At 45.2% G+C, this 25,222-nt stretch carries 25 protein-coding genes; 8 read left to right on the top strand and 17 right to left on the bottom strand.

The features are described from left to right. The first annotated feature begins 494 nt into the window (after positions 1–494). From CFE23_RS07055 to CFE23_RS07025, 7 genes are all read left to right on the top strand, one after another. Positions 495–1,859: a rhodanese-related sulfurtransferase gene (locus tag CFE23_RS07055; protein ID WP_291086132.1), complete on the top strand. Its 1,365-nt coding sequence runs from the start codon at positions 495–497 to the stop codon at positions 1,857–1,859. Positions 1,860–1,886: 27 nt separating this feature from the next. Continuing rightward, complete coding sequence (locus tag CFE23_RS07050) at positions 1,887–2,708, top strand: class I SAM-dependent methyltransferase (RefSeq protein ID WP_291086130.1); 822 nt, start codon at positions 1,887–1,889, stop codon at positions 2,706–2,708. A 135-nt stretch (positions 2,709–2,843) separates the two neighbouring features. Continuing rightward, positions 2,844–4,283: a regulatory iron-sulfur-containing complex subunit RicT gene (gene ricT / locus CFE23_RS07045; protein WP_291086127.1), complete on the top strand. Its 1,440-nt coding sequence runs from the start codon at positions 2,844–2,846 to the stop codon at positions 4,281–4,283. After that, a complete protein-coding gene (locus tag CFE23_RS07040; protein WP_291086124.1) occupies positions 4,267–4,752 on the top strand; it encodes a gliding motility lipoprotein GldH in 486 nt (161 codons plus the stop codon). The genes ricT and CFE23_RS07040 overlap by 17 nt, the downstream gene beginning before the upstream one ends. A gap of 2 nt (positions 4,753–4,754) precedes the next feature. Then, complete coding sequence (locus tag CFE23_RS07035) at positions 4,755–7,088, top strand: PBP1A family penicillin-binding protein (RefSeq protein ID WP_291086121.1); 2,334 nt, start codon at positions 4,755–4,757, stop codon at positions 7,086–7,088. Between the two features lie 108 nt (positions 7,089–7,196). Further along, positions 7,197–7,895, top strand: coding sequence for a CoA transferase subunit A (locus tag CFE23_RS07030; RefSeq protein WP_291086118.1), 699 nt, complete (start codon positions 7,197–7,199; stop codon positions 7,893–7,895). Positions 7,896–7,991: 96 nt separating this feature from the next. Next, a complete protein-coding gene (locus CFE23_RS07025; protein ID WP_291086115.1) occupies positions 7,992–8,648 on the top strand; it encodes a CoA transferase subunit B in 657 nt (218 codons plus the stop codon). Between the two features lie 29 nt (positions 8,649–8,677). Here CFE23_RS07025 and CFE23_RS07020 read toward each other — a convergent pair whose 3' ends face one another. Together CFE23_RS07020 and CFE23_RS07015 are read right to left on the bottom strand one after the other, a co-directional pair. Continuing rightward, the gene (locus CFE23_RS07020) at positions 8,678–9,127 is read right to left on the bottom strand and encodes a DUF1569 domain-containing protein (protein ID WP_291086112.1); all 450 of its coding nucleotides are present in this window, start codon (positions 9,125–9,127) and stop codon (positions 8,678–8,680) included. A gap of 14 nt (positions 9,128–9,141) precedes the next feature. Then, a complete protein-coding gene (locus CFE23_RS07015; protein WP_291086109.1) occupies positions 9,142–10,833 on the bottom strand; it encodes an ABC transporter ATP-binding protein in 1,692 nt (563 codons plus the stop codon). 172 nt (positions 10,834–11,005) lie between these two features. On the opposite strand from CFE23_RS07015, the gene CFE23_RS07010 reads away from it, so the two are divergent. Continuing rightward, on the top strand, positions 11,006–13,888 hold the full coding sequence (locus tag CFE23_RS07010) for a S8 family serine peptidase (protein WP_291086106.1): 2,883 nt from the start codon (positions 11,006–11,008) through the stop codon (positions 13,886–13,888). Positions 13,889–13,971: 83 nt separating this feature from the next. On the opposite strand, the gene CFE23_RS07005 is transcribed toward CFE23_RS07010, so the two are convergent. The 15 genes from CFE23_RS07005 to hemA all read right to left on the bottom strand — a co-directional run bounded on the left by CFE23_RS07005 (position 13,972) and on the right by hemA (position 25,055). Continuing rightward, on the bottom strand, positions 13,972–14,685 hold the full coding sequence (locus CFE23_RS07005) for a 3'-5' exonuclease (RefSeq protein ID WP_291086102.1): 714 nt from the start codon (positions 14,683–14,685) through the stop codon (positions 13,972–13,974). Positions 14,686–14,711: 26 nt separating this feature from the next. Next, a complete protein-coding gene (locus tag CFE23_RS07000; protein ID WP_291086099.1) occupies positions 14,712–15,866 on the bottom strand; it encodes a serine hydrolase in 1,155 nt (384 codons plus the stop codon). 63 nt (positions 15,867–15,929) lie between these two features. Further along, positions 15,930–16,403 (bottom strand): methylated-DNA--[protein]-cysteine S-methyltransferase, encoded by a 474-nt coding sequence (locus CFE23_RS06995; protein ID WP_291086096.1) that lies wholly within the window; start codon positions 16,401–16,403, stop codon positions 15,930–15,932. Positions 16,404–16,640: 237 nt separating this feature from the next. Further along, entirely contained in the window at positions 16,641–17,021 is a 381-nt protein-coding gene (locus CFE23_RS06990; protein WP_291086093.1) for a c-type cytochrome, read from the bottom strand. Then, positions 17,018–17,419, bottom strand: a complete 402-nt coding sequence (locus CFE23_RS06985; RefSeq protein ID WP_291086090.1) for a cytochrome c — start codon at positions 17,417–17,419, stop codon at positions 17,018–17,020. Before CFE23_RS06985 ends, CFE23_RS06990 begins: the two co-directional genes overlap by 4 nt. Before the next feature lie 144 nt (positions 17,420–17,563). Continuing rightward, positions 17,564–18,550, bottom strand: a complete 987-nt coding sequence (gene hemB / locus CFE23_RS06980) for a porphobilinogen synthase (protein ID WP_291086087.1) — start codon at positions 18,548–18,550, stop codon at positions 17,564–17,566. A gap of 33 nt (positions 18,551–18,583) precedes the next feature. Further along, entirely contained in the window at positions 18,584–18,943 is a 360-nt protein-coding gene (locus tag CFE23_RS06975; RefSeq protein ID WP_291086084.1) for a four helix bundle protein, read from the bottom strand. 34 nt (positions 18,944–18,977) lie between these two features. Further along, entirely contained in the window at positions 18,978–19,880 is a 903-nt protein-coding gene (gene hemF / locus CFE23_RS06970; RefSeq protein WP_291086081.1) for an oxygen-dependent coproporphyrinogen oxidase, read from the bottom strand. Continuing rightward, positions 19,861–20,412: a GNAT family N-acetyltransferase gene (locus CFE23_RS06965; RefSeq protein ID WP_291086079.1), complete on the bottom strand. Its 552-nt coding sequence runs from the start codon at positions 20,410–20,412 to the stop codon at positions 19,861–19,863. The genes hemF and CFE23_RS06965 overlap by 20 nt, the downstream gene beginning before the upstream one ends. Further along, positions 20,405–20,755 carry a hypothetical protein gene (locus CFE23_RS06960; RefSeq protein WP_291086076.1) on the bottom strand — a complete coding sequence of 117 codons (351 nt, stop codon included), beginning with the start codon at positions 20,753–20,755 and terminating at the stop codon, positions 20,405–20,407. The genes CFE23_RS06965 and CFE23_RS06960 overlap by 8 nt, the downstream gene beginning before the upstream one ends. A 9-nt stretch (positions 20,756–20,764) precedes the next feature. Next, complete coding sequence (locus tag CFE23_RS06955; protein ID WP_291086073.1) at positions 20,765–21,193, bottom strand: hypothetical protein; 429 nt, start codon at positions 21,191–21,193, stop codon at positions 20,765–20,767. A gap of 6 nt (positions 21,194–21,199) precedes the next feature. Beyond that, positions 21,200–22,231 (bottom strand): uroporphyrinogen decarboxylase, encoded by a 1,032-nt coding sequence (gene hemE, locus CFE23_RS06950; RefSeq protein ID WP_291086070.1) that lies wholly within the window; start codon positions 22,229–22,231, stop codon positions 21,200–21,202. Continuing rightward, a complete protein-coding gene (locus CFE23_RS06945; protein WP_291086067.1) occupies positions 22,232–22,888 on the bottom strand; it encodes a uroporphyrinogen-III synthase in 657 nt (218 codons plus the stop codon). Beyond that, complete coding sequence (hemC, locus tag CFE23_RS06940; protein ID WP_291086064.1) at positions 22,885–23,799, bottom strand: hydroxymethylbilane synthase; 915 nt, start codon at positions 23,797–23,799, stop codon at positions 22,885–22,887. Before hemC ends, CFE23_RS06945 begins: the two co-directional genes overlap by 4 nt. Beyond that, on the bottom strand, positions 23,799–25,055 hold the full coding sequence (gene hemA, locus CFE23_RS06935; protein WP_291086061.1) for a glutamyl-tRNA reductase: 1,257 nt from the start codon (positions 25,053–25,055) through the stop codon (positions 23,799–23,801). Before hemA ends, hemC begins: the two co-directional genes overlap by 1 nt. Positions 25,056–25,222: the final 167 nt, after the last annotated feature.

The raw sequence follows: 25,222 nt of genomic DNA, 5'->3' as shown, positions 1-25,222 counted from the left end.
TTTGGAGCTATTCCCGCTGTCCGCTATATCTTTTGCGGCTCCGCTGCGCTGCGCCACAAAAGGATGCCGCTTTCATCGGGGCTAGGGCTTCCGTGTATCACCAGGGAAAAACCCAGATACTTTGAAACTTTGCCACTTTGCCACTTTGCAAGTCTTCAACTTTTCTCTATTTTTGCGCCAAGAAATAATTCTCCACACTTAAAACTGTTTATAGCATGCAACTGTACAACACTTTAAGCATTTGAAATTAAAAGGAGGAAGCCCGGTGGGCTTCAGGTATAAAATGTTGATTTCAAATAAGTAGCTATTGTGCCGAGTGCTGCGTAAGGGATAGTAGCACAATCTTTTATTTGCCTTTAGCGCAGCGCAAGTAAATAAAAATTGAAGCAGAAAGCCCGATCAAAGGTAACACCAAAACAAACTTTGCAAGTCTTCAACTTTTCCCCTATTTTTGCCCCAGAAAATAATTCTCCACACTTAAAACTGTTTATAGCATGCAACTGTACAACACTTTAAGCGCAGAAGAAAGGGCCGTCCTCATTGACGACGCCGGGAAGCAAAGGCTTACTTTGTCTTTCTATGCTTATGCGCAAATCGAAAACCCCACACAATTTAGAAATGAACTGTTCCTGGCCTGGAATCCGCTTGAGGTTTTAGGAAGGATTTACGTCGCCCACGAAGGCATTAACGCCCAGCTTTCATTGCCCGCCGACAATTTTTACGAGTTCAAGGATACCATCGAAGAATACGATTTCATGAAAGGCATCCGCCTCAATGTAGCGGTGGAACACGATGACCACTCCTTTTTGAAACTGACGATTAAAGTCCGTGACAAGATTGTCGCCGATGGATTGAACGACGATACTTTTGACGCGACCAACATCGGAATCCATCTCAAAGCAAAAGAATTCAACGACCTGCTCGAAGACCCCGATACGATTGTTGTGGACATGCGGAACCACTATGAAAGCGAAATTGGACATTTTACAAAGGCGATCAAACCGGATGTGGATACCTTCCGCGAATCATTGCCGATCATTGAAGAACAGCTTTCCGAACACAAATCGGATAAAAAATTGCTGATGTATTGCACAGGCGGCATCCGCTGTGAAAAGGCCAGTGCGTACTTTAAACACAAAGGCTTTGAGAACGTATACCAGCTTGAAGGCGGCATTATAGAGTATACGCGGCAGGTTAAGGCCGAGGGACTGGAAAGTAAATTCATCGGAAAAAACTTTGTATTCGACCATCGTTTAGGCGAAAGAATCACGGATGATATCGTATCCCAGTGCCACCAATGCGGTAAACCGTGTGACAACCATACGAACTGCGCCAACGAAGGCTGTCATCTGCTGTTTATTCAATGCGATGACTGCAAAGCCGCGATGGAAAACTGCTGTTCCACAGATTGCGTTTCGGTCATCCACCTTCCGGAAGAAGAGCAGAAGGCCATCCGGCGCGGGCTAAAAAATGGCAACATGATTTTCAAGAAAGGAAAGTCGGATGTGCTGACTTTCCGAAATGTCTCTCATGAGAACCACAAAGTATCAGCAGTATTAACCGACGTTCCAAAGCCGGCGATAAAAATCAAAAAACAACCCAAAAGATATGTTGCCAAAGGACTTCATTTTTTTCCAAAGGCATCCATCGGGCAATTCTATCTGGAGTCTGGTGAATTGAACACGGGAGATAAGATTCTTATTGAAGGGCCTACAACCGGCACACAGGAAATGGAGATTGGCGAAATGTTTGTAAACGATGCTCCGGCAGCCACTGCTGTTAAAGGAAATGTCGTATCATTTAAACTCCCTTTCCGGATCAGATTATCCGATAAATTATACAAGCTGGATGCAGTCTAGGAAACTCCTGCCAATAAAGATAAAAACATGCTAAAAGCGCAATTTTCAAAGTTACTCAGACAGCTAGGGCTGTTAATGATTGTCGACAGGCTGCGGTTTTCGGCGATGCAATTAAAAAACAGGAGCAGGAATGAGGCATTCAAAAGGAATCACCCGGAGGTCCCGCTGCCGCCTGACTACTTAATCTATGAGTCGTTCCAGATTGACTACGAGCAATATTACACCGGCAGCATCCAAAGTGCTAAAAACATTGTTGATCGTATAGGCAAACATATTGCCTTAAAAGGGGTTAATATACTCGACTGGGGTTGCGGACCTGGCAGGATTATCAGGCAGTTACCCGGTTTGGTTGGAGAAGGATGCCAATTTTATGGCACGGATTATAACAAAGAATCCATCGATTGGTGTACGGAGAATTTACCCGGAATTCACTTCAACAACAATTCGCTGGAAGCCAAACTGCCGTATCCTGACGGTTTTTTCGATGTAATTTATGGCATTTCAATTTTTACGCATCTATCGGAAAAAATGCACCATGATTGGTACGCGGAATTGTCGCGTGTATTGAAGCCAAATGGTGTGATGTACCTGACGACGCAGGGTGATAACTTCAAGACCAAATTGACCCAGGAGGAATTGGGTCTTTTTAATCAGGGTAAATTGGTGGTTCGCGGAAATGTAAAAGAGGGCCACCGCGTTTTTTCGGCCTTCCAGCCCAAAACATTTATGCATCAATTCTTTAGTAATGCACGTGTATTAGAGCATATCGAAACGCCTGTCAGTGGCAGTTGGATTCCGCAGGACGCATGGATCATTCAAAAGACAGCGGGCATTTCAGACAGTAAATAATTGCTGCGATGCTACAATGGCGGTAGTGCTCCAATTTGAGTATTAAGGTTTGTAACATAAGCTTAATATACTATCTTTACGCACAAAACGTTTTACGAACTTAAGTTGTGCGCGTCACAACACTACATATATCATATGGCATGTACAAGTTGCTCAACTTCTGATGGCGGAGCGCCTAAGGGTTGTAAGAACAATGGGACCTGCGGAACGGACAGCTGCAACAAGCTGACGGTTTTTGACTGGCTTTCCAATATGAGTTTACCCAATGGCGAAGCGCCGTTTGACTGCATAGAAGTCCGCTTTAAGAACGGACGTAAGGAATTTTACCGGAACACCGAAAAACTCACCCTAAGCATCGGCGATATCGTTGCGACGGAAGCTTCTCCCGGACACGACGTCGGGATTGTCACCTTAACCGGTGAACTCGTTCGGATCCAGATGAAGAAGAAAGGCGTCAAAGACAACGCCGAAATCCCAAAACTATACCGCAAGGCATCTCAAAAAGACATCGATATCTGGTCCAATGCACGCGATAAGGAAGAACCCATGAAGAAACGTGCGCGTGAACTCGCTATTGCACAAAAGCTTCAAATGAAAATTTCCGACATCGAATTTCAGGGCGACGGGTCTAAGGCGACGTTTTATTACACCGCAGAAGACCGCGTGGATTTCCGGATGCTGATCAAGGATTTTGCGCGTGAATTCAGTACCAGGATTGAAATGAAACAGGTGGGGTTCCGACAGGAAGCCTCGCGTTTGGGCGGCATTGGTTCTTGTGGTCGCGAATTGTGCTGTTCTACATGGCTCACAGATTTTCGCAGTGTAAACACCTCCGCGGCACGTTATCAGCAACTTTCCCTGAATCCGCAGAAGCTTGCCGGACAGTGTGGTAAGCTGAAATGCTGCCTGAATTATGAGTTGGATACCTACATGGATGCGTTACAGGGTTTTCCAGACTTCGAAACCAAATTGATGACCGAAAAAGGGATGGCGATTTGCCAGAAACAGGACATTTTCAAGGGATTGATGTGGTTTGCCTATACCGATAATTTTGCGAATTGGCACACACTTAAAATTGAACAGGTAAAAGAAATTATCGCTGAAAATAAGGAGAAAAATAAAGTTTCCTCGCTCGAGGATTATGCCATTGAAGCAGCTCCGGCACCTGAAAAGGATTTCAATAATGCAATGGGTCAGGAAAGCCTCACCCGTTTTGACCAGCCTAAGCGGAAGAAGAGACCAAATAAAAACCGCAAGCCGGGCGAAGGGGCCACTGCCAGCGAGGTGATTCGTCCAAATAGCAACAATAACAACAACCGCCAGCGAAACGACAACCGCCAGGGCAATGACAATCGTCCCGCACGAAATGAAAATCGAAAGCCTAATGAAGCCAGGCCTGCCGGAGAAAATAAACCAGCTATAAGCAAATCGAATCCTGTGCAAAATAAACCTGCTGGAGAAAAACCTACTGGAGAAAAACCGGCTGGCGATAGACCAAAAGGAAATAACCGGAACAAAAGAAGAAGACCGTTTGACAATAAAAACCCGGGTAATAAAAATGAGCCTAAAGAATAGCTTATTCCTGTTATCAGTAACATTATTGCTGGTATCATGCGATAAGAAACGCGTGTTTGATGAATATAAATCTGTAGGTTCATCCTGGCAGAAAGACAGCGTCGTGACGTTTAAGTTTAACAGCCCAGATACGACGAAGCCTTATAATCTCTATGTCAACATTCGTGACAATAACGACTACCAGTTCAGTAATCTTTTCCTGATCGTTGCCCTGGAACAGCCGGGAGGGTTGACAAAAGTGGACACGTTACAATATAAAATGACAGAAGCCGATGGAACGCTGTTAGGCGACGGATTTACAGACATCAAGGAAAATAAACTGTTCTACAAAGAGAAAATGAAGTTTGCAAAAACTGGCGAGTATAAAGTCAGCATTAAACATGCAGTGCGGCAAACCGGAAAAATTCCGGGAATAGCACAATTGGCGGGAATCACCGATGTAGGTTTCAGGATAGAATCAACAGAATAATTATGGCTACAAAAAAAAACAACACGAATAAGACAGCCCCAATCAAAGATATCGAATACTACAAGAAGAAATTCTGGAAAATATTCTTTTACACTTTGGGAGGCGTTTTTCTTTTTTTCATTTTAGCGTCCTGGGGTCTGATGGGTTCCATGCCGTCATTCGAAGAATTGGAAAACCCAAACTCAAATCTTGCGACTGAAATCATATCGGCTGACGGCGTTACCATCGGGAAATTTTACAACGAAAACCGAACCTCCATCAAGTACTCCGACCTTCCGCAACACCTCGTAAAAGCACTTGTCGCCACAGAAGACGAACGTTTCTATGAGCACTCCGGAATCGACGGAAGGAGAACCGTTGGTGCTGTGGTGAGACTTGGAACGAATGGCGGCGCAAGTACCCTTACGCAACAATTGGCTAAGATGCTTTTCCATGGTGAGGGATCGAGATTCCTGCCATTCCGTGTCATACAGAAGGCAAAAGAGTGGATTATTGCAGTACGTCTGGAGCGGCAATACACCAAAAACGAAATCATCGCAATGTATTTTAACAAGGCAGATTTTGTGAATACTGCGGTTGGAATTCGGTCTGCCGCTAAAGTCTATTTCGGAAAAGAACCAAAAGATTTAACGATAGACGAAAGTGCGATGCTCGTCGGAATGCTGACCAACCCGTCATATTTCAATCCAGTACGTCGTGCGGAACGCGTGAAGACACGTCGGAATGTGGTACTGAACCAAATGGTAAGAAACGGTGTTTTGGATAAGGCCAAGGCCGAAGCGTTGATGAAAAAGCCAATCACACTGCACTTTCACCCGGAAAGTCACACAGATGGTATTGCCACCTATTTTAGGGAATACCTCCGCGACTTTATGAAAGAATGGGTAAAAGAAAACAAGAAGCCGGATGGCAGCGATTACGACATTTACACCGATGGACTTAAGATTTATACCACGATCGACTCCCGCATGCAGACTTATGCGGAAGAAGCAGTGACAGACCATATGAAAAACCTGCAGGAAGAGTTCTGGAGTCAGCAGAAAACCAACAAGAACGCACCTTTTGTTAACCTGAACGAGGGGGAGACTGAAAGGCTTATGCAAAGGGCACGCAAAAACTCTGACCGGTGGAGCATCATGAAATCGGATGATAAATCCGACGAGGAAATTGAGAAATCATTCGACGTGAAAACAAAAATGCGCGTATTTACCTGGAAAGGAGAAAAGGATACCGTCATGACGCCAAACGATTCCATTCGCTACTACAAACATTTCCTCCAATCCGGAGTGATGGCTATGGAGCCGCAGACCGGCCATGTGAAAGTGTGGGTTGGCGGAATAAACTACAAGCATTTCCAATACGACCACGTGGCCCAGGGTGCCAGACAGGTTGGTTCCACTTTTAAACCATTCGTATATGCCACAGCGATTGAGCAGTTGGGTATGTCACCCTGTGACTCTATCCTCGACTCCCCAATCACCATTCCAAAAGGCAGACACCACGTCACAGCCGATTGGACACCAAACAACTCAAACGGAGAATACCGCGGAATGGTTACCCTGAAAAAAGCTTTGGCCCTTTCAATCAATACCGTTTCAGCTAAACTCATTGATCGCGTTGGGCCGGAAGCAGTTGTAGATTTAACGCACAAGCTTGGCGTGAAATCAGATATTCCTGCACAGCCGTCAATAGCGTTGGGCGCGGTAGAAATTACCGTTCAGGACATGGTGGCGGCATACAGCACTTTCGCCAATGAAGGCGTGTACATCAAACCCCAGGTGATTTCCAAAATTGAGGATAAGAACGGTGTGGTATTGTATGAAACTGTGCCCGATTCTCACGATGTTTTAAATAAAGACATTGCCTATGCTGTGCTGAAATTGCTCGAGGGCGTTACCGAATCTGGTTCCGGGGCACGTTTGCGCACCGAGGGCGGCGGCAATGGTTACAACCGCGTAACAGGTTATCCTTACGTATTCAAGAACCCAATTGCAGGAAAGACCGGAACCACTCAGAACCAGTCGGATGGTTGGTTTGTTGGAATGGTGCCAAACCTTGCCACAGGTGTGTGGGTTGGAAATGAAGACCGTTCCGCGCATTTCAAAGGCATCACCTACGGACAGGGCGCAACCGCGGCACTTCCAATCTGGGCGATGTTTATGAAAAAATGTTATGGAGACAGCAGCCTGCATGTGTCAATGGAAGATTTCAAACGTCCGCCAAATCTTGCGATTAAAGTAGACTGTTATTCCCGCGTGGTCAAGGATTCAGCCGATACTGAAGGCGGAGAAGAACAAGATACGGACGAGTTCGACCTTGGGATGAATGGCGGGTGATTTAATATGAATATTTAAAACGATACGGATTTCGGCATGGCGAAGTAACCACTTTTCGGTTTTTTCGAATATTAAGAAGCAGTGTCTATCCTGTTAAAAATAGATTACATGATCAATAAGAAAGTAAATAGTGTTACCGAGGCGCTTGCCGGAATTGAAGATGGGCAAACCATCATGCTTGGTGGCTTCGGGCTTTGCGGGATTCCAGAAAACAGTATCGCTGAACTTGTGAGGAAAGATGTAAAAAACCTCACCTGCATTTCGAACAATGCCGGCGTCGATGATTTTGGACTTGGACTGTTGCTGCAAAAACGACAAATAAAAAAAATGATTTCGTCATATGTTGGCGAGAATGCAGAATTCGAGCGCCAGATGCTTTCCGGCGAACTCGATGTTGAACTGACTCCGCAAGGTACCCTGGCCGAGAAATGCCGTGCCGCGCAAGCGGGAATTCCTGCGTTTTTCACTCCAGCCGGTTACGGCACAGAGGTTGCCGAAGGTAAGGAAGCACGCGAGTTTAATGGCAAAATGCACATCCTTGAGCACGCTTACAAAGCGGATTTCGCGATTGTCAAAGCATGGAAGGGCGATGAAGCCGGAAACCTGATCTTTAAAGGAACGGCGAGAAATTTTAATGCACCCATGGCGGGCGCCGGAAAAATTACCATCGCCGAAGTTGAGGAATTACTCCCCGTCGGAAGCCTGGATCCGAATGAAATCCACATTCCTGGCATTTTGGTCCAAAGGATTTTCAAAGGCGATAAATTTGAGAAAAGGATTGAACAACGAACGGTAAGGAAAAAATAATTAGATAATCAGATAATCCAGTAATTAGAAAATGAGGGGCAACACCCTTTTAAATAATTATCCCGTTATCTCATTATCCCATTTTCTAATTGAATTATGCTTGGTAAAGAAGAAATAGCAAAAAGAATTGCAAAGGAAGTTAAAGACGGTTATTATGTAAACCTCGGCATCGGAATTCCGACGTTGGTTGCCAATTACGTCCGAACAGATATCGCTGTAGAATTCCAAAGTGAAAATGGCGTGCTGGGCATGGGCCCTTTTCCTTTTGAAGGAGAAGAAGATGCTGATGTGATTAACGCCGGAAAACAAACCATAACGACGCTGCCGGGTGCAAGTTTCTTCGATTCGGCATTCAGTTTTGGGATGATCCGCAGCCAACATGTGGATTTAACAATTCTTGGCGCGATGGAAGTGGCGGAAAACGGCGATATCGCAAATTGGAAAATTCCGGGTAAAATGGTCAAAGGCATGGGTGGCGCGATGGACCTGGTCGCTTCGGCTGAAAACATCATTGTAGCCATGATGCACGTCAATAAGGCTGGTGAATCGAAGATTTTAAAACGCTGTACTTTACCGCTTACAGGTGTAGGCTGTGTAAAGAAAGTTGTCACGGAATTGGCTGTTTTGGAAGTTACTCCTAAAGGGTTCAAGTTACTTGAACGCGCGCCGGGGGTTTCGGTAGAGCATATTATCGCATCCACGGAAGCGGAACTGATTATTGAAGCAGAAATTCCCGAAATGGTAATCAATTAAAAATCCAAGCCTGTTTTTGCAGGCTTTTTTTATAAGCCAAATTGTTTCAAATGGTGGTCAAGATGGAGGTATTGTAACGACCCCCACTCCTCGTCACTCATAAACCCGAAAAACGGATGCGTTTTATTTACGATGATCGCCGGTCCTTTTTCACCAAATGCCTTCACCTCCTGCACCAGCGTTATTTTTTCCTGATCAAAGTCCGGCGTTTCTACAATCTTAAATTGTGGCGCGGTCGGCGAGTTCTTCCCAAAACCCTGTTTTTTCAGGAAACTTTTTTTCGCCATTTTGCCAAACAACCATCCGATAAGCCCGTGTTTCAGGTTTAATTTTCCGGTCGCGACATCCATCGGCTTCTGGCAGTGCAGTAGCATTTGTGACGCGTTCATCTTTCCCCACAACGGCTGCGTTGTCGAGGATAATTTTTCAAGTCTCTGGAGGATGTTATTGTTGTCGTCAGGATTAAAAATATCGCCCATAACGCTTCGTTTTTTTAATTTCCTTTCGGGATAGCATCAATAAGTTTCTTAGTATATTCTTTTTTTGGATGGGCATACAATGTATCGGCATCCGCGATTTCCTCCATCTTCCCTTTATTCATCACCATGACCTGATCGCTCATATATTTAACGACGGCCAAATCATGTGAAATAAAAATATACGTAAAGCCAAAATTCTCCTTGAGTTCATTCAGTAAATTCAGGACCTGTGCCTGCACTGAAATGTCTAATGCCGATACAGATTCATCACAGACGATTAATTTTGGATGCAGAGCAATCGTTCTTGCGATTCCGATCCGCTGCCTTTGGCCACCTGAAAATTCATGTGGATAACGGACGAAATGGCTTTCATTTAAACCGACTCGTTCCAGGATTTCAATCGTTTTTGCTTTGCGCTCTTGGTCATTTTTATACAAGCCGTGTACCTGCATGGGTTCCATAATCGCCCTACCCACAGGTATTCTTGGATTTAGTGAGGAATAGGGATCCTGGAAAATAATCTGGACTTCCCGTCGCAGTTTCTTGGTTTGGGAAGGGGTGAGTTTTGTAATGTCTGTCCCACGATAAAAAATCTGCCCGGAAGTCGCTTTGTCCAATTGCAGAATGGCATTGCCAAGTGTGGATTTTCCGCATCCCGATTCACCGACAAGCCCAAGCGTTTCTCCTTCGTACAACTTAAAACTGACATCGTTTACCGCCTTAAACCCATGCTTTTTGCCCAACAACCCAACCGATGAAAAATATTCTTTTTCCACATTCATGGCTTCGAGCAAAGGGAGACTTGCATATAACTTCTCCTGACTTTCCGCTCGGTCAGCCGCAGACACGATGGCTGTTGGTACCGTATTTTCCAGATAATCCTTGATCGTTGGCAACCGTTTTAGCCTTACGTCAAGTGACGGCCGCGAACTGATAAGCGCTTTGGTGTAAACGTGTTGCGGCTTGTGAAAAACACTGTTGATGGCACCCTGTTCCACAATCTCACCTTTATACATCACCAAAACGCGGTTAGCGATTTCGGAGACCAGCGATAAGTCATGCGAAATAAAAATGATACTCATGCCGGTTTCTTTCTGGATTTCCTTAAGGAGTTGGATAATTTCTTTTTGGACGGTAACGTCGAGCGCAGTGGTGGGCTCATCTGCTATGAGAAGCTTCGGCTTACAGGCGATGGCCATAGCGATCATGACGCGTTGCTTTTGTCCTCCGGAAATCTGGTGGGGATATTTTTCATAAAGCGCCTCCGGATCTGGAAGTTTTACTTTTTCAAATAACGAAATCACCTCCGCATATGCCTGTTTTTTTGACAGTGACGTATGCCGTAATAATATTTCCTGTACCTGAAAACCGCACCGCAAAGAGGGGTTGAGCGAACTCATGGGTTCCTGAAAAATCATTGAGACTTCATTGCCTCTAAGCAACTGCAGTTCTTTTTGATTCAGTTTTGAAACATCCTTTCCATCAAAAAGAGCGCAACCAGATGAGAGTTTTGAAATCTCTTTAGGAAGCAAGCCCATGATGGCGAGTGAAGAAACGGATTTTCCTGATCCCGATTCGCCGACAATCCCCAGGATTTCATTTTCAAAAAGTGAGTAGGAAATATGATGGATAACAGGTTGCCATCCGTCTTTACCGCGGAAAGAGATTTCGAGGTCCTGTATGGTAAGCAAGGGTTTTTGATCCATTGGATAAAAATACTAAAAACAATCTTGTGAGCACAGAAACCAGATTAAGATTTAAAACGTAAAATTTAGAAGGAGCTTAACATCTTAGCCCTCAAATGCATATATTTGGCGAACTTTTTCTTAAATAACAAATAATATTTTGAATACTGCAACTTACAAATTAGGCTTTTTCATGTTGGCTTCAATATTCTTTTTTGGAGCAAAAGGATTTGCCCAGAATGCCAAGGAAATTAACGAAATCGTGAAACATTATGACTTGGTTAAGCTTAAAGCGCTCGAGCAACAATACACAAGAAAATCTGAAATAGAAAAGCAAAAGGCCTTGCAACTTGCCAGGATTAATGGCTGGCCCGAATTCCGTACAGGAAAGGATGGCTCGCAGGAAGAATTGGTGAAAGTGTCTCCGCTTGGTTTTCCCATTTATTATTCTACTTCAAATATCAACGCTGCCATTTCAACCCGGGCCAATATCCTTCAGTTTAGCTACAACCTAAAAGGACAGGGAATGACAGCGAGGGTTTGGGACGGAGGAAAAGTCCGGGCTTCCCATCAGGAATTTGGCGGTAGGGTTGCAGTAGTAGATGCCACCGCAGGACCCGACGGAAACAATTTCCATGCTACCCATGTAACCGGGACGGTAATTGCGGCTGGAGTTGATCCCGCTGCAAAAGGAATGGCACCTATGGCCAATGCCCGTACGTTTAATTGGACCAATGACACCGGTGAGGCCTTGTCAGAAGTACAAATGGGAATGTTGCTCTCCAACCATTCCTACGGCGTACCGTCGACATCAGTGCCTGACTTTTATGTTGGATCTTATGACGACGACGCGCGCACCTGGGATGAAATCGCCTATAATGCTCCCTATTATCTCATGGTTGCTTCGGCAGGAAATAATGGCGGAGATCCTAATGCGGGCGCATCTACGCCGGGTTTTGATAAGCTGACAGGAAATAAGGTGTCTAAGAATAATCTTGTTGTAGCGAATTGCCAGGATGCTAATATTTCTGCACAGGGCGATTTGATTGGTGTTTCGATTAATAGCAGCAGCAGTCAGGGACCAGCCGATGATTTGCGCATCAAGCCGGATATTACCGGAAATGGTACAAACTTATATTCCACCTTCCAGTCAAGTGACACTGATTACGGCTCCATTTCGGGAACTTCGATGGCTTCACCCAACGTAATGGGAACGCTCTTGTTGCTGCAACAACATTACAAAAATACCAATCAGAATTTCATGAAAGCAGCCACGTTGAAAGCGGTGGCCTGCCACACAGCAGACGATGCGGGACTAGCTGGACCTGATGCAGTCTTTGGCTGGGGATTATTAAACGCTAAGAAAGCTGCGGAAGCGATTACGAATAATGGTATTGGCTCGATTATCTCTGAAGAACATCTTGTTCAGGGGCAAACATACAGCATCACGGTAAATTCTGATGGCGTCACGCCGCTGTCTGCTACGATTGCATGGACCGATGTTCCTGGCGAAGTTGCCAGCGGAATCGCAAACGATGCCACGCCGGCCCTTGTAAACGACCTTGATATCCGTATTACTAAAAACGCAACTACTTTTTACCCATGGCGCTTAAGGGCAAATGCCAATTTGGTTGCAACAAACAATTCTGATAATAATGTGGACAATGTTGAAAGGATCGATATCCCCAATGCCTCAGGATCGTACACCATCACGGTGACACACAAGGGTATACTCTCGGGAGGGTGGCAGGATTTTTCCCTTGTTGTAACTGGGTCTGATTCGGAGTTCGCTTTAACGCCGGCTTCTCCTGACCAGGTGGTATGCAGCACCGGAACCGCGTCTTATACGTTCAATTACATTACCAGCTCCTTTGACCCTACGTCTTTTTCCGCAGTAAACCTGCCGCCCGGAGTGGTGGCTACTTTCAGCGAACAGTCACTGACCCTGCCGGATCCTGTGACAATGACACTTTCAAATCTTCAAAGCCTTGCTCCAGGTGATTATATCATTGGATTTAAAGGACAAAACAGTTCAGAATCTGAAATCCAGAATGTAAACCTGAAAATTTACACAAACAATTATGAAAATCTCACATTGGTCAGCCCAGCCAATATGCAACAGGGTCTTGCGACAGCGCTTAATCTGGATTGGGAGCCAGGTGTCAATGCGCAAAGTTACCGTTTACAAGTTTCTACTACACCCACGTTTACTGCGTTAGTGGTGGATCAGGAGACGCTGCAAACGGAATATGCGGTTACTGGGTTAAGCCAATCTACCAAATACTATTGGAGGGTGCTTCCGGTTAATGTTTGTGGACAGGCGGTCTCCAATACAGTGAACCGGTTTGATACAGGATCGCAGAATTGCAACCTGGTATTCGCAGCAACCGATTTTTCAGACGCATCAATTGCCAACACGGCCAACGCTGTCGGATCGGTTCCTGTAACAGTCACCGGCGGAATGACCGTCGGAAACCTGACGGCCAATATCGACATCACGCATACCTACATAGAAGATTTTACGGTATATCTTGAAGGGCCTGATGCACTGGGTAACCCGTTTATCAGGATATTTGAAGAACCATGCGGAGACAACGACAACATTGTGGCGACAATCAGTGATGCGGGTATAAATTATACCTGTGGCGCTAATCCTGGCATTTCGGGAACGGTAAAGCCACTTGATGCCCTGAGCAGCTTCAACAACATGCCGGCCGACGGTGTCTGGACGCTCTATGTGGTCGATGCATACAATGGAGATGGCGGGACAATCAACAGCTTCAGCCTGAATTTTTGCAACGTCGTTTCAGCCAATCTTTCGGTTGAAAACCAGATGGCGGACAATGTATCCGTGTATCCAAATCCAACTACGGGCATCTTAAATGTCAATCTTCCGGACAATGCTGAAGATACTACAATTACGCTTTATGACCTTCGTGGACGAAAGATATTCTCCAAACAAACGTCATTAACTACGGAGTCGATGAATATCGGCCAGTTACAGGATGGGATGTACGTGCTTTCCATCGAAAATGAGCATATTAAGACATCGAAAAAAGTGGTTTTGAGTAGGTAGGGAACCCCGGAATCAAGAAGCAAGAGACAAGAAGCAGGAGGTTCGTTTAGATAATCCTGACTCTTGTCTCTTTTTTATTCTGTCTAAACATGTATAATCTCATCATCAACCAATAATTCTTCGCGGCGTAGTTTTAGGAATACCTGCGCAACTGCAATGACGTCCTTTTCGCAATAGGTGACGATGCGGTCAATGTCTTTTTCGACATAATACACATGGCCTACCTGGCTGCCGTCGATATCGCCTTTCGGTGAGGGTATTCCGAGTACTTTAGTGAGTAGTTTTAAAGACGTAAAGTGTTTGTAATCGCCAAATTTCCACAATTCAAGCGTATCGAGATGCGGAATTTCCCATGGCTTTTTCCCAAACAGATTCAATTTTGATGGAATCTGTATTCCGTTGATAATCATCCGTCTTGCCAGGAACGGAATGTCAAACTCCTTTGCATTGTGTCCGCACAACACATGCTGTGCCTGGTTGAAATGGTTGTTCAGCAGGTTGTTGAAGTCTTTTAGAAGTTGCACTTCATTGCCAAAAAAAGAAGTCACCCGGAAGTGGCGGATGTCACCTTTCAGCGTAAAATATCCGGCAGAAATACAAACAATTTTCCCAAACTCAGCCCAGATTCCCGCCCGGTCATAAAAATCTTCGGGTGTATATTCATCACGGCGCTGGTATTGCGTTTTCTGTTCCCACAGCAGTTTCCAGTCGTCATCAAGTTGTTGGTAATGTTCCTCACAGGGAACGGTTTCAATGTCGAGGAACAGGATGTTCGGCAGTTGGATTTTTTCGATCATGGCGTGTAATTTATTTTAATTGGCGTTTATTTTCTTTTGGCTAACATCGCATAGGCCTGATCCAAATATACAAAAAAATCGTCGCTGTGCGGACTTCCCGTAGTACTATGAATATGGCTTTTGCCCAGCCGTACAATGATTACGTCGTCTTTTGGAATGACAATTACGTACTGGCCCAAATGACCCCGCATGTAAAAACCGTGCCTGCCTTTATAGTCAAAAAGCCACCAGCCATAACCATAATGTGGCGCATCCTTAAACCGCGGTGTTACTGATTTTGCAATGAAAGCACTGTCGAGGATTTGCTTCCCATTCCACTTCCCAAATTGTTTATACAGCTTTCCAAATCGGGCAAAATCGCGGGCGTTCGACGCAAAACAACAATACGCCTTCACCATGCCGTCCTTATGGTCGGTTTGCCAAAGAGCTTCATTGTCGGCGCCCATCGGCTTCCAGAAACTTTCCGATACATAATCGGCGAGACTTTTCCCCGCGGCCTTTTCAATACACATCGCCAACAATTGGGTGTTTCCGCTTAAATATTTATATGATTTTCCTGGTTCGTCAACGCCCTTTAATCCCAGCACGACCTTATTTAAATCGTCGTCGAAATACGCGCGTGTGGTGATGGAAAACGGACTGTAATAGGATTCATCCCAATTCAGTCCGGAAGCCATTGACGAGAGGTCCCCCACGGTCATCTTTACCGCAGTACCCAACTTGAATTCCGGAAAAAAATCGGACACCTTTTGGTCGAGGCTTTTGATTTTCCCTTCCATGATCGCTTTTCCGAGACAGGCAGAGACCACACTTTTCGCCATCGAGAAAGAGTTGGATTTGGAATCTTTGTTATAATCGTCATAATAGGTTTCGCTGAAAACACTGTCATTCTTGATGACCAAAAACGCAATCGTGCCGAGTTCCTTGTTTTGTTTTTCAAGCGACTCCGTCAGGCTGATTTTGTTGTAGTCTGTTGACTCGGCCCAGGGTTGCGGATTGCCCTTAGGAATTGTCCTGTTTTCAAAATAGTAGTAATCGTCCAGGAAGGCGGTCACATGGCCGTGGAAATATACTGTACGTACAGCGGTAATGAGGTATCCGTATCCTGTCACATATAAAAGGATCACGATGGAAACGATGATGATGGTGAACCATTTGAGGAATTTTTTAAGGAATTTCATAGTGCCGTTTTAGAAGTTGTACGGACTAATTTACACAATTTATTTGTGCGTAATTCCTTAAGATTAAAAAAGGCTTTGTTGTGCGGTCGGCGATTCGTGTTCCAACAGCCATTTTTTGCGCCATAAACCGCCGGCATAACCTGTGAGAGAACCATCGGTGCCAATGACGCGATGACACGGGACTACGATCCAAAGCGGGTTTTTGCCATTGGCCGAAGCTACGGCGCGGATGGCTTTGACATCCCCCAGTTTTTTGGTGATATCCATATAGGAAACGGTCTTGCCATAAGGGATTTTAAGCAGTTCCTGCCAGACTTTTTGCTGGAAATCCGTTCCCGAAGGATTCAGTTTAAATGTAAAATCTGTTCGTTTCCCTGCGAAATAATCCCGGAGCTGGTCTACTGCTTCCCGGAGCGTTTCCGGAATATTTTCAGAAATTTCTGTTTCGGAATTCCGTATGGAAATCATCGCAATGCCATTTTCATCGCCTGAAATTTCAGCGGTACCTAAGGGCGTTTGGATGTAGGCGGTTTTCATTTTGTAAAGATAAGCATAAGCGGCAGCGTTACAAAGCCGCTGCTTTCTTAGTTTATAAAGAATGAAACTCCCAATGTCGATTCATGGAGGCATTTGAAAACCCATATTCAACGGACGGAAGGAATTAACCAGCCAGCGTAAGAGAGTAACCAGCCGGCGCATGGAACCGACCAGCCGGAATACGGAACCAACCAGGCGGTGGAAAGGAGTGCCCGTTCAAAAGGGTTAAGTAAAAGGTTACTTAAAACTGTAAATGTAAGCTTCGAGCGCCTGCAGTTCTTCGTCGGTCATGTTTTTCGTAATGGCGAAATTGGTTTTCATGACTTCGTATTGCGATGGATCTACCAATGGCGCGCCATTCCCTTTCAGGAAATTTACGATGTCACCATTTTGGGCTTTGTAGATTTTGGCGATTTCCTGCAGGCTGGGTCCGATGATTTTCTGATCCGGCTTATGGCAGGAGTAGCAATTGCCTTTGCCTTCGAATAGTTCCCGGCCAAGCTGCACCGGTGTTTGGGTTTCTTCTGTTTCGGACGATCTATGGTCTTTTGGCGTTTCCTGTTTACAGCCGAGAAACCATAGCGCGACAATTAGTGTTAAATAAATTCTTGTTTTCATTGTATATATGTTTCAATTGCAGAAATTTCCTGCTTGGTGAGTTGTGGAAAAACGGCACAGGAGTCTTTAAATTTACCATTGTAAAGCGTGTGCTTCCGCGTGCCGTGGAGGTACTGATAAAGGTTTAATTTTGCTTTTTTATAAGCAGAAGCGACACCTCTTAGAGCCGGCCCGGTCATTTTTGCATCCAGTTTATGGCATGCTAAACAATTTGAATTATATAACGCCCTCCCTTTTTGGGCGACCGAATCCAAAAGTAAACTTGGTGTGCCGCAGATGAAATGTTCTCCGCAAGGCGGTTCGTTTTGCGGCAACTCCTGCGACATTGAAAACCAATAAATCATGGCTCCGGAACCAATCAGTAACAACAGCATCATGAATCTAATATAAGTTTTCATCTTGTAAATATACTGAACCCTAGCCCCGTCCCGAAGCTTCGGGAGAAGCGGCATCCTTTTTTGTTTTGCAGGATCGCCCTTCGACTGCGCTCAGGGTGACAAAATAAAAAAGATACAGCGGAGAGCGGGAAAAAGCGCTTTAAATTATTTATTCAAAAGCACGGATGCTTCCTTCGCAAAATACGTCGAAATCAGGCTCGCACCGGCGCGCTTGATACAATACAACTGCTCGATCATAATGCGGTCATGGTCCAGCCAGCCGCGTTCGGCAGCGGCTTTGATCATCGCATATTCGCCAGAAACGTGGTACACGGCAACGGGAACATTCACGGCATTTTTTACCTCGCGCACGATATCCAGGTAAGCGATTCCGGGTTTCACCATCACGATATCGGCGCCTTCCGAAACGTCATCCAATGCTTCTTTAATGGCTTCGATGCGGTTGGCATAGTCCATCTGGTAGGTCTTTTTGTCTTTCGGGATGTTTTGCGCATCGACCGGAGCCGAGTCCAATGCATCGCGGAAAGGCCCGTAAAAGGCCGACGCATATTTCGCGCTGTAACTCATAATCCCGACGTTGTGGTGGCCGTTTTCCTCGAGTGCTTTTCTGATCGCATAGACCCTTCCGTCCATCATGTCGGACGGCGCAACAAAGTCCGCACCCGCTTCCGCATGGCTTAAGCTCATCCGGGTTAAGGCGTCAATTGTTGGATCGTTCACGACGTACCCATTTTCGATAATGCCATCGTGTCCGTAAATGGAATAAGGATCGAGTGCGACGTCAGGCATGACGATCATCTCCGGTACGGTGTCCTTGATGGCGCGGATGGTTTGCTGCATCAGGCCATCTTTGTTCCAGGCTTCTTTTCCGGTGTTGTCCTTGAGATTTTCCGAAACTTTCACATATATGTTGACGGCACGGATGCCTAAATCCCAGGCTTCTTTCACTTCCTTTATGGTGTTGTCAAGCGAATGCCTGTAAATTCCAGGCATCGACGGAATAGCGGATTTGATGTCTTTTCCTTCAGCGACAAACATTGGGAGCATGAAATCCTGTGGACTCAGGCTGGTTTCACGGACAATGGAGCGGATGGATTCGTTGGTTCTTAATCTTCGGTTTCTGTTGAACATAGTTTTTGGCATTTAGCTGTCAGCTTTCAGTAGTCAGCCGACGTGGTTTAACTTCGTGATTAATCCGTTAAGCATTTTTTTTATTTCTTCGATTTGAGCTAATAAAGGTAAGCTTTGTTGGCGTTCAATAAATGTCAGGTCAGTACTTAATATGATTTGATATTCCAATTCGTTTGCCGATCCGAAAGCAATAATCAGGAAACGGCAAAAGTCTTTATCTGTTTTTCTGCCACAGCCTTCTGCAATATTCATAGGAATGGAAATGGCAGCCCTTTTCATCTGGCTTGAAAGTCCGAATATTTCTTCTTTCGGAAATACCTTAACTTCCTTATATACATCAAGGGCCAATTGATGTGCTTTCTGCCAAACTAAAAGTTTTCTATAATCTTTCATTTGCGGTTTCATATGCTGACAGCTAAAAGCTATATTATATCCACTCCACGGGAATTCTCAGAACACCTACTAATTTATCTTCCTCGCTTCCCGCTTCCGGATGATGGTCATATACCCATTGCACATGTGGTGGAAGGCTCATCAGGATGCTTTCGATACGGCCATTGGTTTTTAGTCCGAACAATGTGCCTTTGTCGTGAACGAGGTTAAACTCTACATAGCGGCCGCGGCGGATTTCCTGCCAGTTGCGCTGTGCTTCTGAATAGGGAAGCGCTTTTCGTTTTTCCACAATGGGGATGTAAGCTTCTGTAAAGCTGTTCCCGACCTCAGTGACAAAATTATACCAATCTTCCATCGTTTTGCCGTTTTCCGCTTTGCAATAATCGAAGAACAATCCGCCGATCCCGCGGGCTTCGTTGCGGTGCGCATTCCAGAAATACTGGTCGCATTGTTTTTTGAATTTCGGATAGAATGAAGCGTCGTGTTTGTCACAGGCCGTTTTGCAGGTTTGGTGAAAATGAATTGCATCTTCCTCAAACAGGTAGTACGGTGTCAAATCCTGGCCTCCTCCAAACCATTGCTGGATGACATTGCCTTCGCCATCATACATTTCGAAATAACGCCAATTCGCATGCACTGTAGGGACCATTGGGTTTTTTGGGTGGATGACGAGGCTGAGACCGCAGGCAAAAAAGTCGGCTTCGCCCACGTTGAACAGTTGGCGCATGGCTTCCGGCAGTGTTCCATGGACTGCGGAAATGTTGACACCGCCTTTTTCAATGACTGCGCCATTTTCAATCACACGGGTCCTGCCGCCACCGCCTTCCGGGCGTTCCCATAAGTCTTCGCGGAAGGTAGCCGTGCCGTCAGATTTCTCAAGCGCGGCACAAATGGTATCCTGCAGGTTTAATATGTAGTTATAGAACTGGTCTTTCATGATGATCTGATTTTAGCAATCCAAAATAAATAATATCTTCCAACGCGCCGTCGCCATTCCTGAATTCCTCGCGCAGCGTGCCTTCGGCAATAAAACCGTGCTTTGTGGCAATGCGCTGGCTGGCTGCATTTGTTTTTGAAGTGCAGATGTATACTTTATTCATGCCAAGGTTTTCGAAACAATAATCGATGGTTTCTGAAACAGCGCTGGAAATAATGCCGCGGCCTTCAAAGTCCTTGTCGACAAAATACGCCAGTTCACATTTGGCAATTCCGGTGTTGATGTTTTTAATGGACACATATCCGATCAGTCCGTTGGTTTCGGTATGTTTTATAAAGAAGTTAAATCCTTCCCGGTTGTCCTGTCTTTTTTTTGAAGCCAGTATGAATTCGTTTGTTTTTTCAGCAGAAATACAATTCGCCAGGGTTTTTGGGAATGTTTTCCGGATGTGTTCGCGGTTTCTATGCACCAGGCTAAAGAATGCTTCAGGCTGGATCTCATAAGGGGTCACTATTGTCCAGAAATCATTCATGGGCTTTTGCAGCGGCAATTTTGTGGTAAATATCAAAAGAGAATGTCTTGCTTTCCTTTTGAATGTATTCGTATACCACGATGGCTTTTGCAATGAGTTTTCCTTCAGGGAATTGGGACAGGAAATCGGCGAAATTTTCGGCGTTCTGCCAGTCGAAATGCAGTTTTTCAAGGTGTGAAACGAGTCCCTCAGGCGTCATCTCAAGAAGCGTGGCTGTATTTAACCCGATGCCGTTCAGTTCTGTGTCGAGCAAGTCAGGAACAAACGCGAGTTCCAGCAGCCTTTTCAGGATGTTGTTGATGCGTTCATTTTCTTCGTCGCGCAGCCCGGCTGTTAGAGGCATAACTATTGATTATTTGTAAGTGTAATTTTTACCACCGTCCTGAATTTCCACTTTTACGATGCTGTCAAAAGGAATTTCCCGTTCTGCAATTTTAAACAGTTTCGCTCCGCTTCCGAAAAGAATACCATTTTGTAACATCAGCGTATCAAAATACACGGTGTATTTCTTGCCGTTTCTGAGCGTAACGCGGGTTTCCAGTGATGGAGAATTGGCGAGCGTCACTAAGTTTCCATCCTTACTCATGACATTCACTACACTCAATGCATTTGCCTGATAAGAAATCGTCCCACCAAGCAAAGGATTGTTGATTTTTGCCTGTTTTGCCCCTTCAGGATTTGTCGATTCAAGTTGTTCTTTGAGGCTTTGCGGGCTTATTAGATATGTTTTGCACGAAAACATTGTCAGACAAAGCGCCAACAAGAATAGCGTTTTTTTCATCAGAATCTATTTGGAGGGATATTCTTTTACGGCATCGATGAATGCTTTGGCGTGGTCTACGGGAATGTTCGGCAGAATCCCATGTCCAAGGTTCACGATGTATTTATCCTTACCGAACTCGTCAATCATCTGGTGGACCATTTTCTTGATCGTAGGAATTGGGGACAGCAAACGCGATGGGTCAAAATTTCCCTGTAAGGTGATGTTCCCTCCCGACAGATAGCGCGCATTCCTTGGCGAACAGGTCCAGTCGACACCTAACGCCGATGCTTTACTTTTGCCCATTTCGCCCAATGCAAACCAGCAGCCTTTCCCGAATACGATCACGTGCGTTTCATCGGCGAGCGCTTCCACGATCTGGTTGATGTATTTCCATGAAAATTCCTGGTAGTCGACCGGCGAAAGCATGCCGCCCCAAGAGTCGAAAACCTGAACTGCATTCACTCCTGCAGCGACTTTTTTCTTTAAATAGGCAATAGTCGTATCAGTGATTTTTTGCAACAGCACGTGCGCGGCTTCAGGATGCGTGAAACAGAACCCTTTGGCCGTATCAAAACTTTTGGAGCCTTTCCCTTCTACAGCGTAGCAGAAAATTGTCCATGGTGAGCCTGCAAAACCGATTAACGGCACTTCATCATTGAGCATTTGCTTCGTCAACTTGATGGCGTCCATCACATAGCCAAGTGTTTCGTCGATGTCCGGAACAATGACTTTTTCTACGTCCTGCGGCGTGCGTATCGGGTTTGGCAAAAATGGTCCGACACTTTCTTTCATCAGCACTTCGATGCCCATTGCCTGAGGTACGACGAGGATATCCGAAAATAAGATTGCGGCGTCAGGTGCGATACGCCGAATCGGCTGTACGGTGATTTCAGCGGCAAGCTCCGGTGTCTGGCATCGCGTGAAGAAATCGTATTTGTCGCGCAGGGCGATAAATTCAGGCAGGTATCTTCCGGCCTGGCGCATCATCCACACAGGAGGTCTTTGAACAGTTTCGCCACGAAGGGCTTTCAGGAATAAGTCGTTTTTAATCGCCATTTATTTAAAATATTGTATGGTTTGGATGATCACGTTTTCGACACTAGGTTTGTTCGCAATCACGATGTTTTGTGTTTTCTGTGCCAAAGCTTTTGCGGTAGTTGCACCAATACAAAAGCAGGTTTCGCTTGAAATGCTGTTCGCCGCCAGAAATCCTTCTACCGTCGACGGACTGAAAAAAAGTATTCCGTTGACGCTGGCGTCTATTTTTTTTGGTGCCAAAGCAGTTTCGTACACCTCGATTTCATTGAAATGTATACCTGATATTTTGAGGCTTAACGGCAACGTTTCCAGACGCAGGTTTCCGCAGAAAAACGTAAAGGTTTCGGAGCGGTATCCGTTTTTGATGATTTCGGCAAGATCGGCCGCGTTTGGAGCAATTTCCAAAACCGTAAATCCAGCTTCATCTAATTTTTGTGCGGTTTTTTCGCCCACGCAAAAGCAGGGTTTTCTTCTAATTTCCTGCACATCCGGGTGCGCTGCGACGGCATTCACCGCGTTGGAACTCGTAAAAATCAGGTTGTCATGAATGTCTGTGAACGTAAAATTGATATGTTGTACCGAAATGAAATCGGCTTCAAGAACGGAGATTCCGGCATTCAGTAAAAACTGCCGTTGGTTTGGCAACAGCTTTTTTGTGGAAAGAACGCGTATCATTTGTTCAGGTCTTTCCTGATTTTGTCCATGACGTTTTCGCCGCCGTTCTGCAGGATTTCTTTCGCGCATTCGCTGCCGAAATCGCTGTAATGTTCCATTGAAATTGTCTTTTCAATCTGGATTTTATCTTTCCCGTCCAATGCGCACAACATGCCTTCGAAGCGGATTTCATTTCCAATAATTTGTGCCAGAGCACCGATTGGAGCTGTACAGCCGCCTTCGAGCGTTTTCAGGAACTGCCTTTCAATGTGTGTACAGATTTCGGTGTCGCGGTGATTCAGTTTTTGAACGGCTTCTGTACTGAAGAAATCGTCATGCATCGTTACTACGACCATGGCGCCTTGTGCTGGTGCCGAAATCATCCAGTCTAAATCAATATGTTTTTTTGGGGTGATACCGAGCCTTTCCAGGCCAGCCGCAGCGAATATTGCTCCGCCCCAATTGTTGTCTTTTAGTTTTTGCAGGCGCGTGTTGACGTTTCCGCGCAGGTCTGTTACCTGATGGTGTGGATAGCGGTGCAGCCATTGCGCCTGTCGGCGGAGGCTTCCGGTGGCAATGGTGAGCGGTTGTGTAAAATCGGGCGTTTCGTTGAAAACGAGAATGTCTACGGGGTTTTCACGTTCGAGTACGGCGCTTTGGATGATGCCTTTCGGTAAGGCTGTGGGGACATCTTTCATCGAGTGTACGGCGATGTCTACCTGTCCTGAAATCATGGCGACATCAAGTGTTTTGGTAAAAATTCCGGTAATCCCGAATTCGTATAAGGGCTTGTCTAAAATCAGGTCGCCTGTCGATTTTATCGCAATGACTTCTGTGGAATAGCCCAGGTCATTTAGTTTTTTCTCTACGGTATGCGCCTGCCAAAGGGCCAGTTCGCTGTCGCGTGTTCCAATGCGGATGGTCTTGTTCATTATTTTGCGCTGGCTTCGATCTGGAAAACTTTCTCGATCCATTCTATGCTTTCGTCTACCATGGTGTTGTGGTCTTTCAGGTGGTTTGCGAAATGCGTGGTGATTTTCTGTATGATTCGTGCGCTGATGATTTCAGCCTGTTCTTCGTTAAAACCGATGATTTTTTTGCTTTGAAAATCCAGTTCAGAATCTTTAATTGCGTTGAGCTTTTCTTTCAGTGCATGGATTGTTGGGGCAAACTTGCGCGCTTTGGTCCAGGTAAGAAATTCTTCTTTAATCTCTTCAATGATGGCTTCAGCCGCAGGAATGTGTGTTTTGCGTTTTTCAAGTGTATCGTCGGTCATCTGTGACAGATGATCCATATGAATTAACGTCACTCCATTTAATTCCTGAACATTTTCATGAACATTCTTTGGAATGGAAAGATCGAGAATTAACATTGGTTTTTTAAGGTTCAGGATGGCTTTGTCAATGGTTGGGTTTTGGGCGCCGGTAGCGACGACAACTACATCGGCTTTCTGAAGTTCCAGGTGCAGTTCAGAAAAATCCTTTACAATAAGATTTAACTTTCCGGCCAGCTTTTCCGCTTTGTCTTTGGTGCGGTTGATTAATGTAATGTGCTCGTTTTTGGTATGCTTCACCAGATTTTCGCAAGTGTTTCTTCCAATTTTGCCCGTTCCGAAAAGCAGGATATTCTTGTTGCGGATGTCTTCAATATTCCGGATAATGTACTGTACAGATGCGAATGAAACAGACGCGGCGCCTGAGCTGATTTCCGTCTCGTTCTTGATTTTTTTACTCGCCTGGATAACGGCGTTGATCAGCCTATCCATGTAGGTGTTGATCAACCCGAGGGAACGCGCTTCCGCAAATGAAGATTTGATCTGGCTGATGATTTCAAAATCGCCAAGAATCTGGCTGTCAAGCCCTGTCCCGACACGGAAAATATGGTCAACCGCTTCCTGGTTTTTATATACGAAACCTACCTTTTGAAATTCCTCAACAGTACCTTTGGTATTGTCGCAGAGTAATTTAATCAGTTGGAACGGGTGTTCAGCAAAACCGTAAATCTCAGTCCTATTGCAGGTAGAGGTAACAATGAGGCTTTCGATGCCTTCTTCATTTGCCTGTGCCAACAGGCGGCTTTTTGAGGAAGCGTCTAAGCTGAATTTACCGCGTATCGCAGCATCAGCTTTTTTGTAGCTTAAACCAACACTATAAAAATAGTGATGTTTTGTAATGTAACTATTCGCCATATTCCACTCCTATCATAAGTTAGACAAAATTATTATTAACCATCATATAAAAATAACGCTGGAAGGACTATTTGTATCGCTCCGGGATATTTTAATCCAAAATGCCAGTAACAACGTAAATTCTATTAAATTTGTAATGAAATCAGGCCTTAAGAAATTTGTTATGT

The organism is Flavobacterium sp. BFFFF1, from assembly GCF_002256285.1.
Taxonomy (GTDB): domain Bacteria; phylum Bacteroidota; class Bacteroidia; order Flavobacteriales; family Flavobacteriaceae; genus Flavobacterium.
The sequence above is the reverse complement of the archived record's forward strand: the minus strand, read 5'-3'. Positions and strand labels throughout refer to the sequence as shown.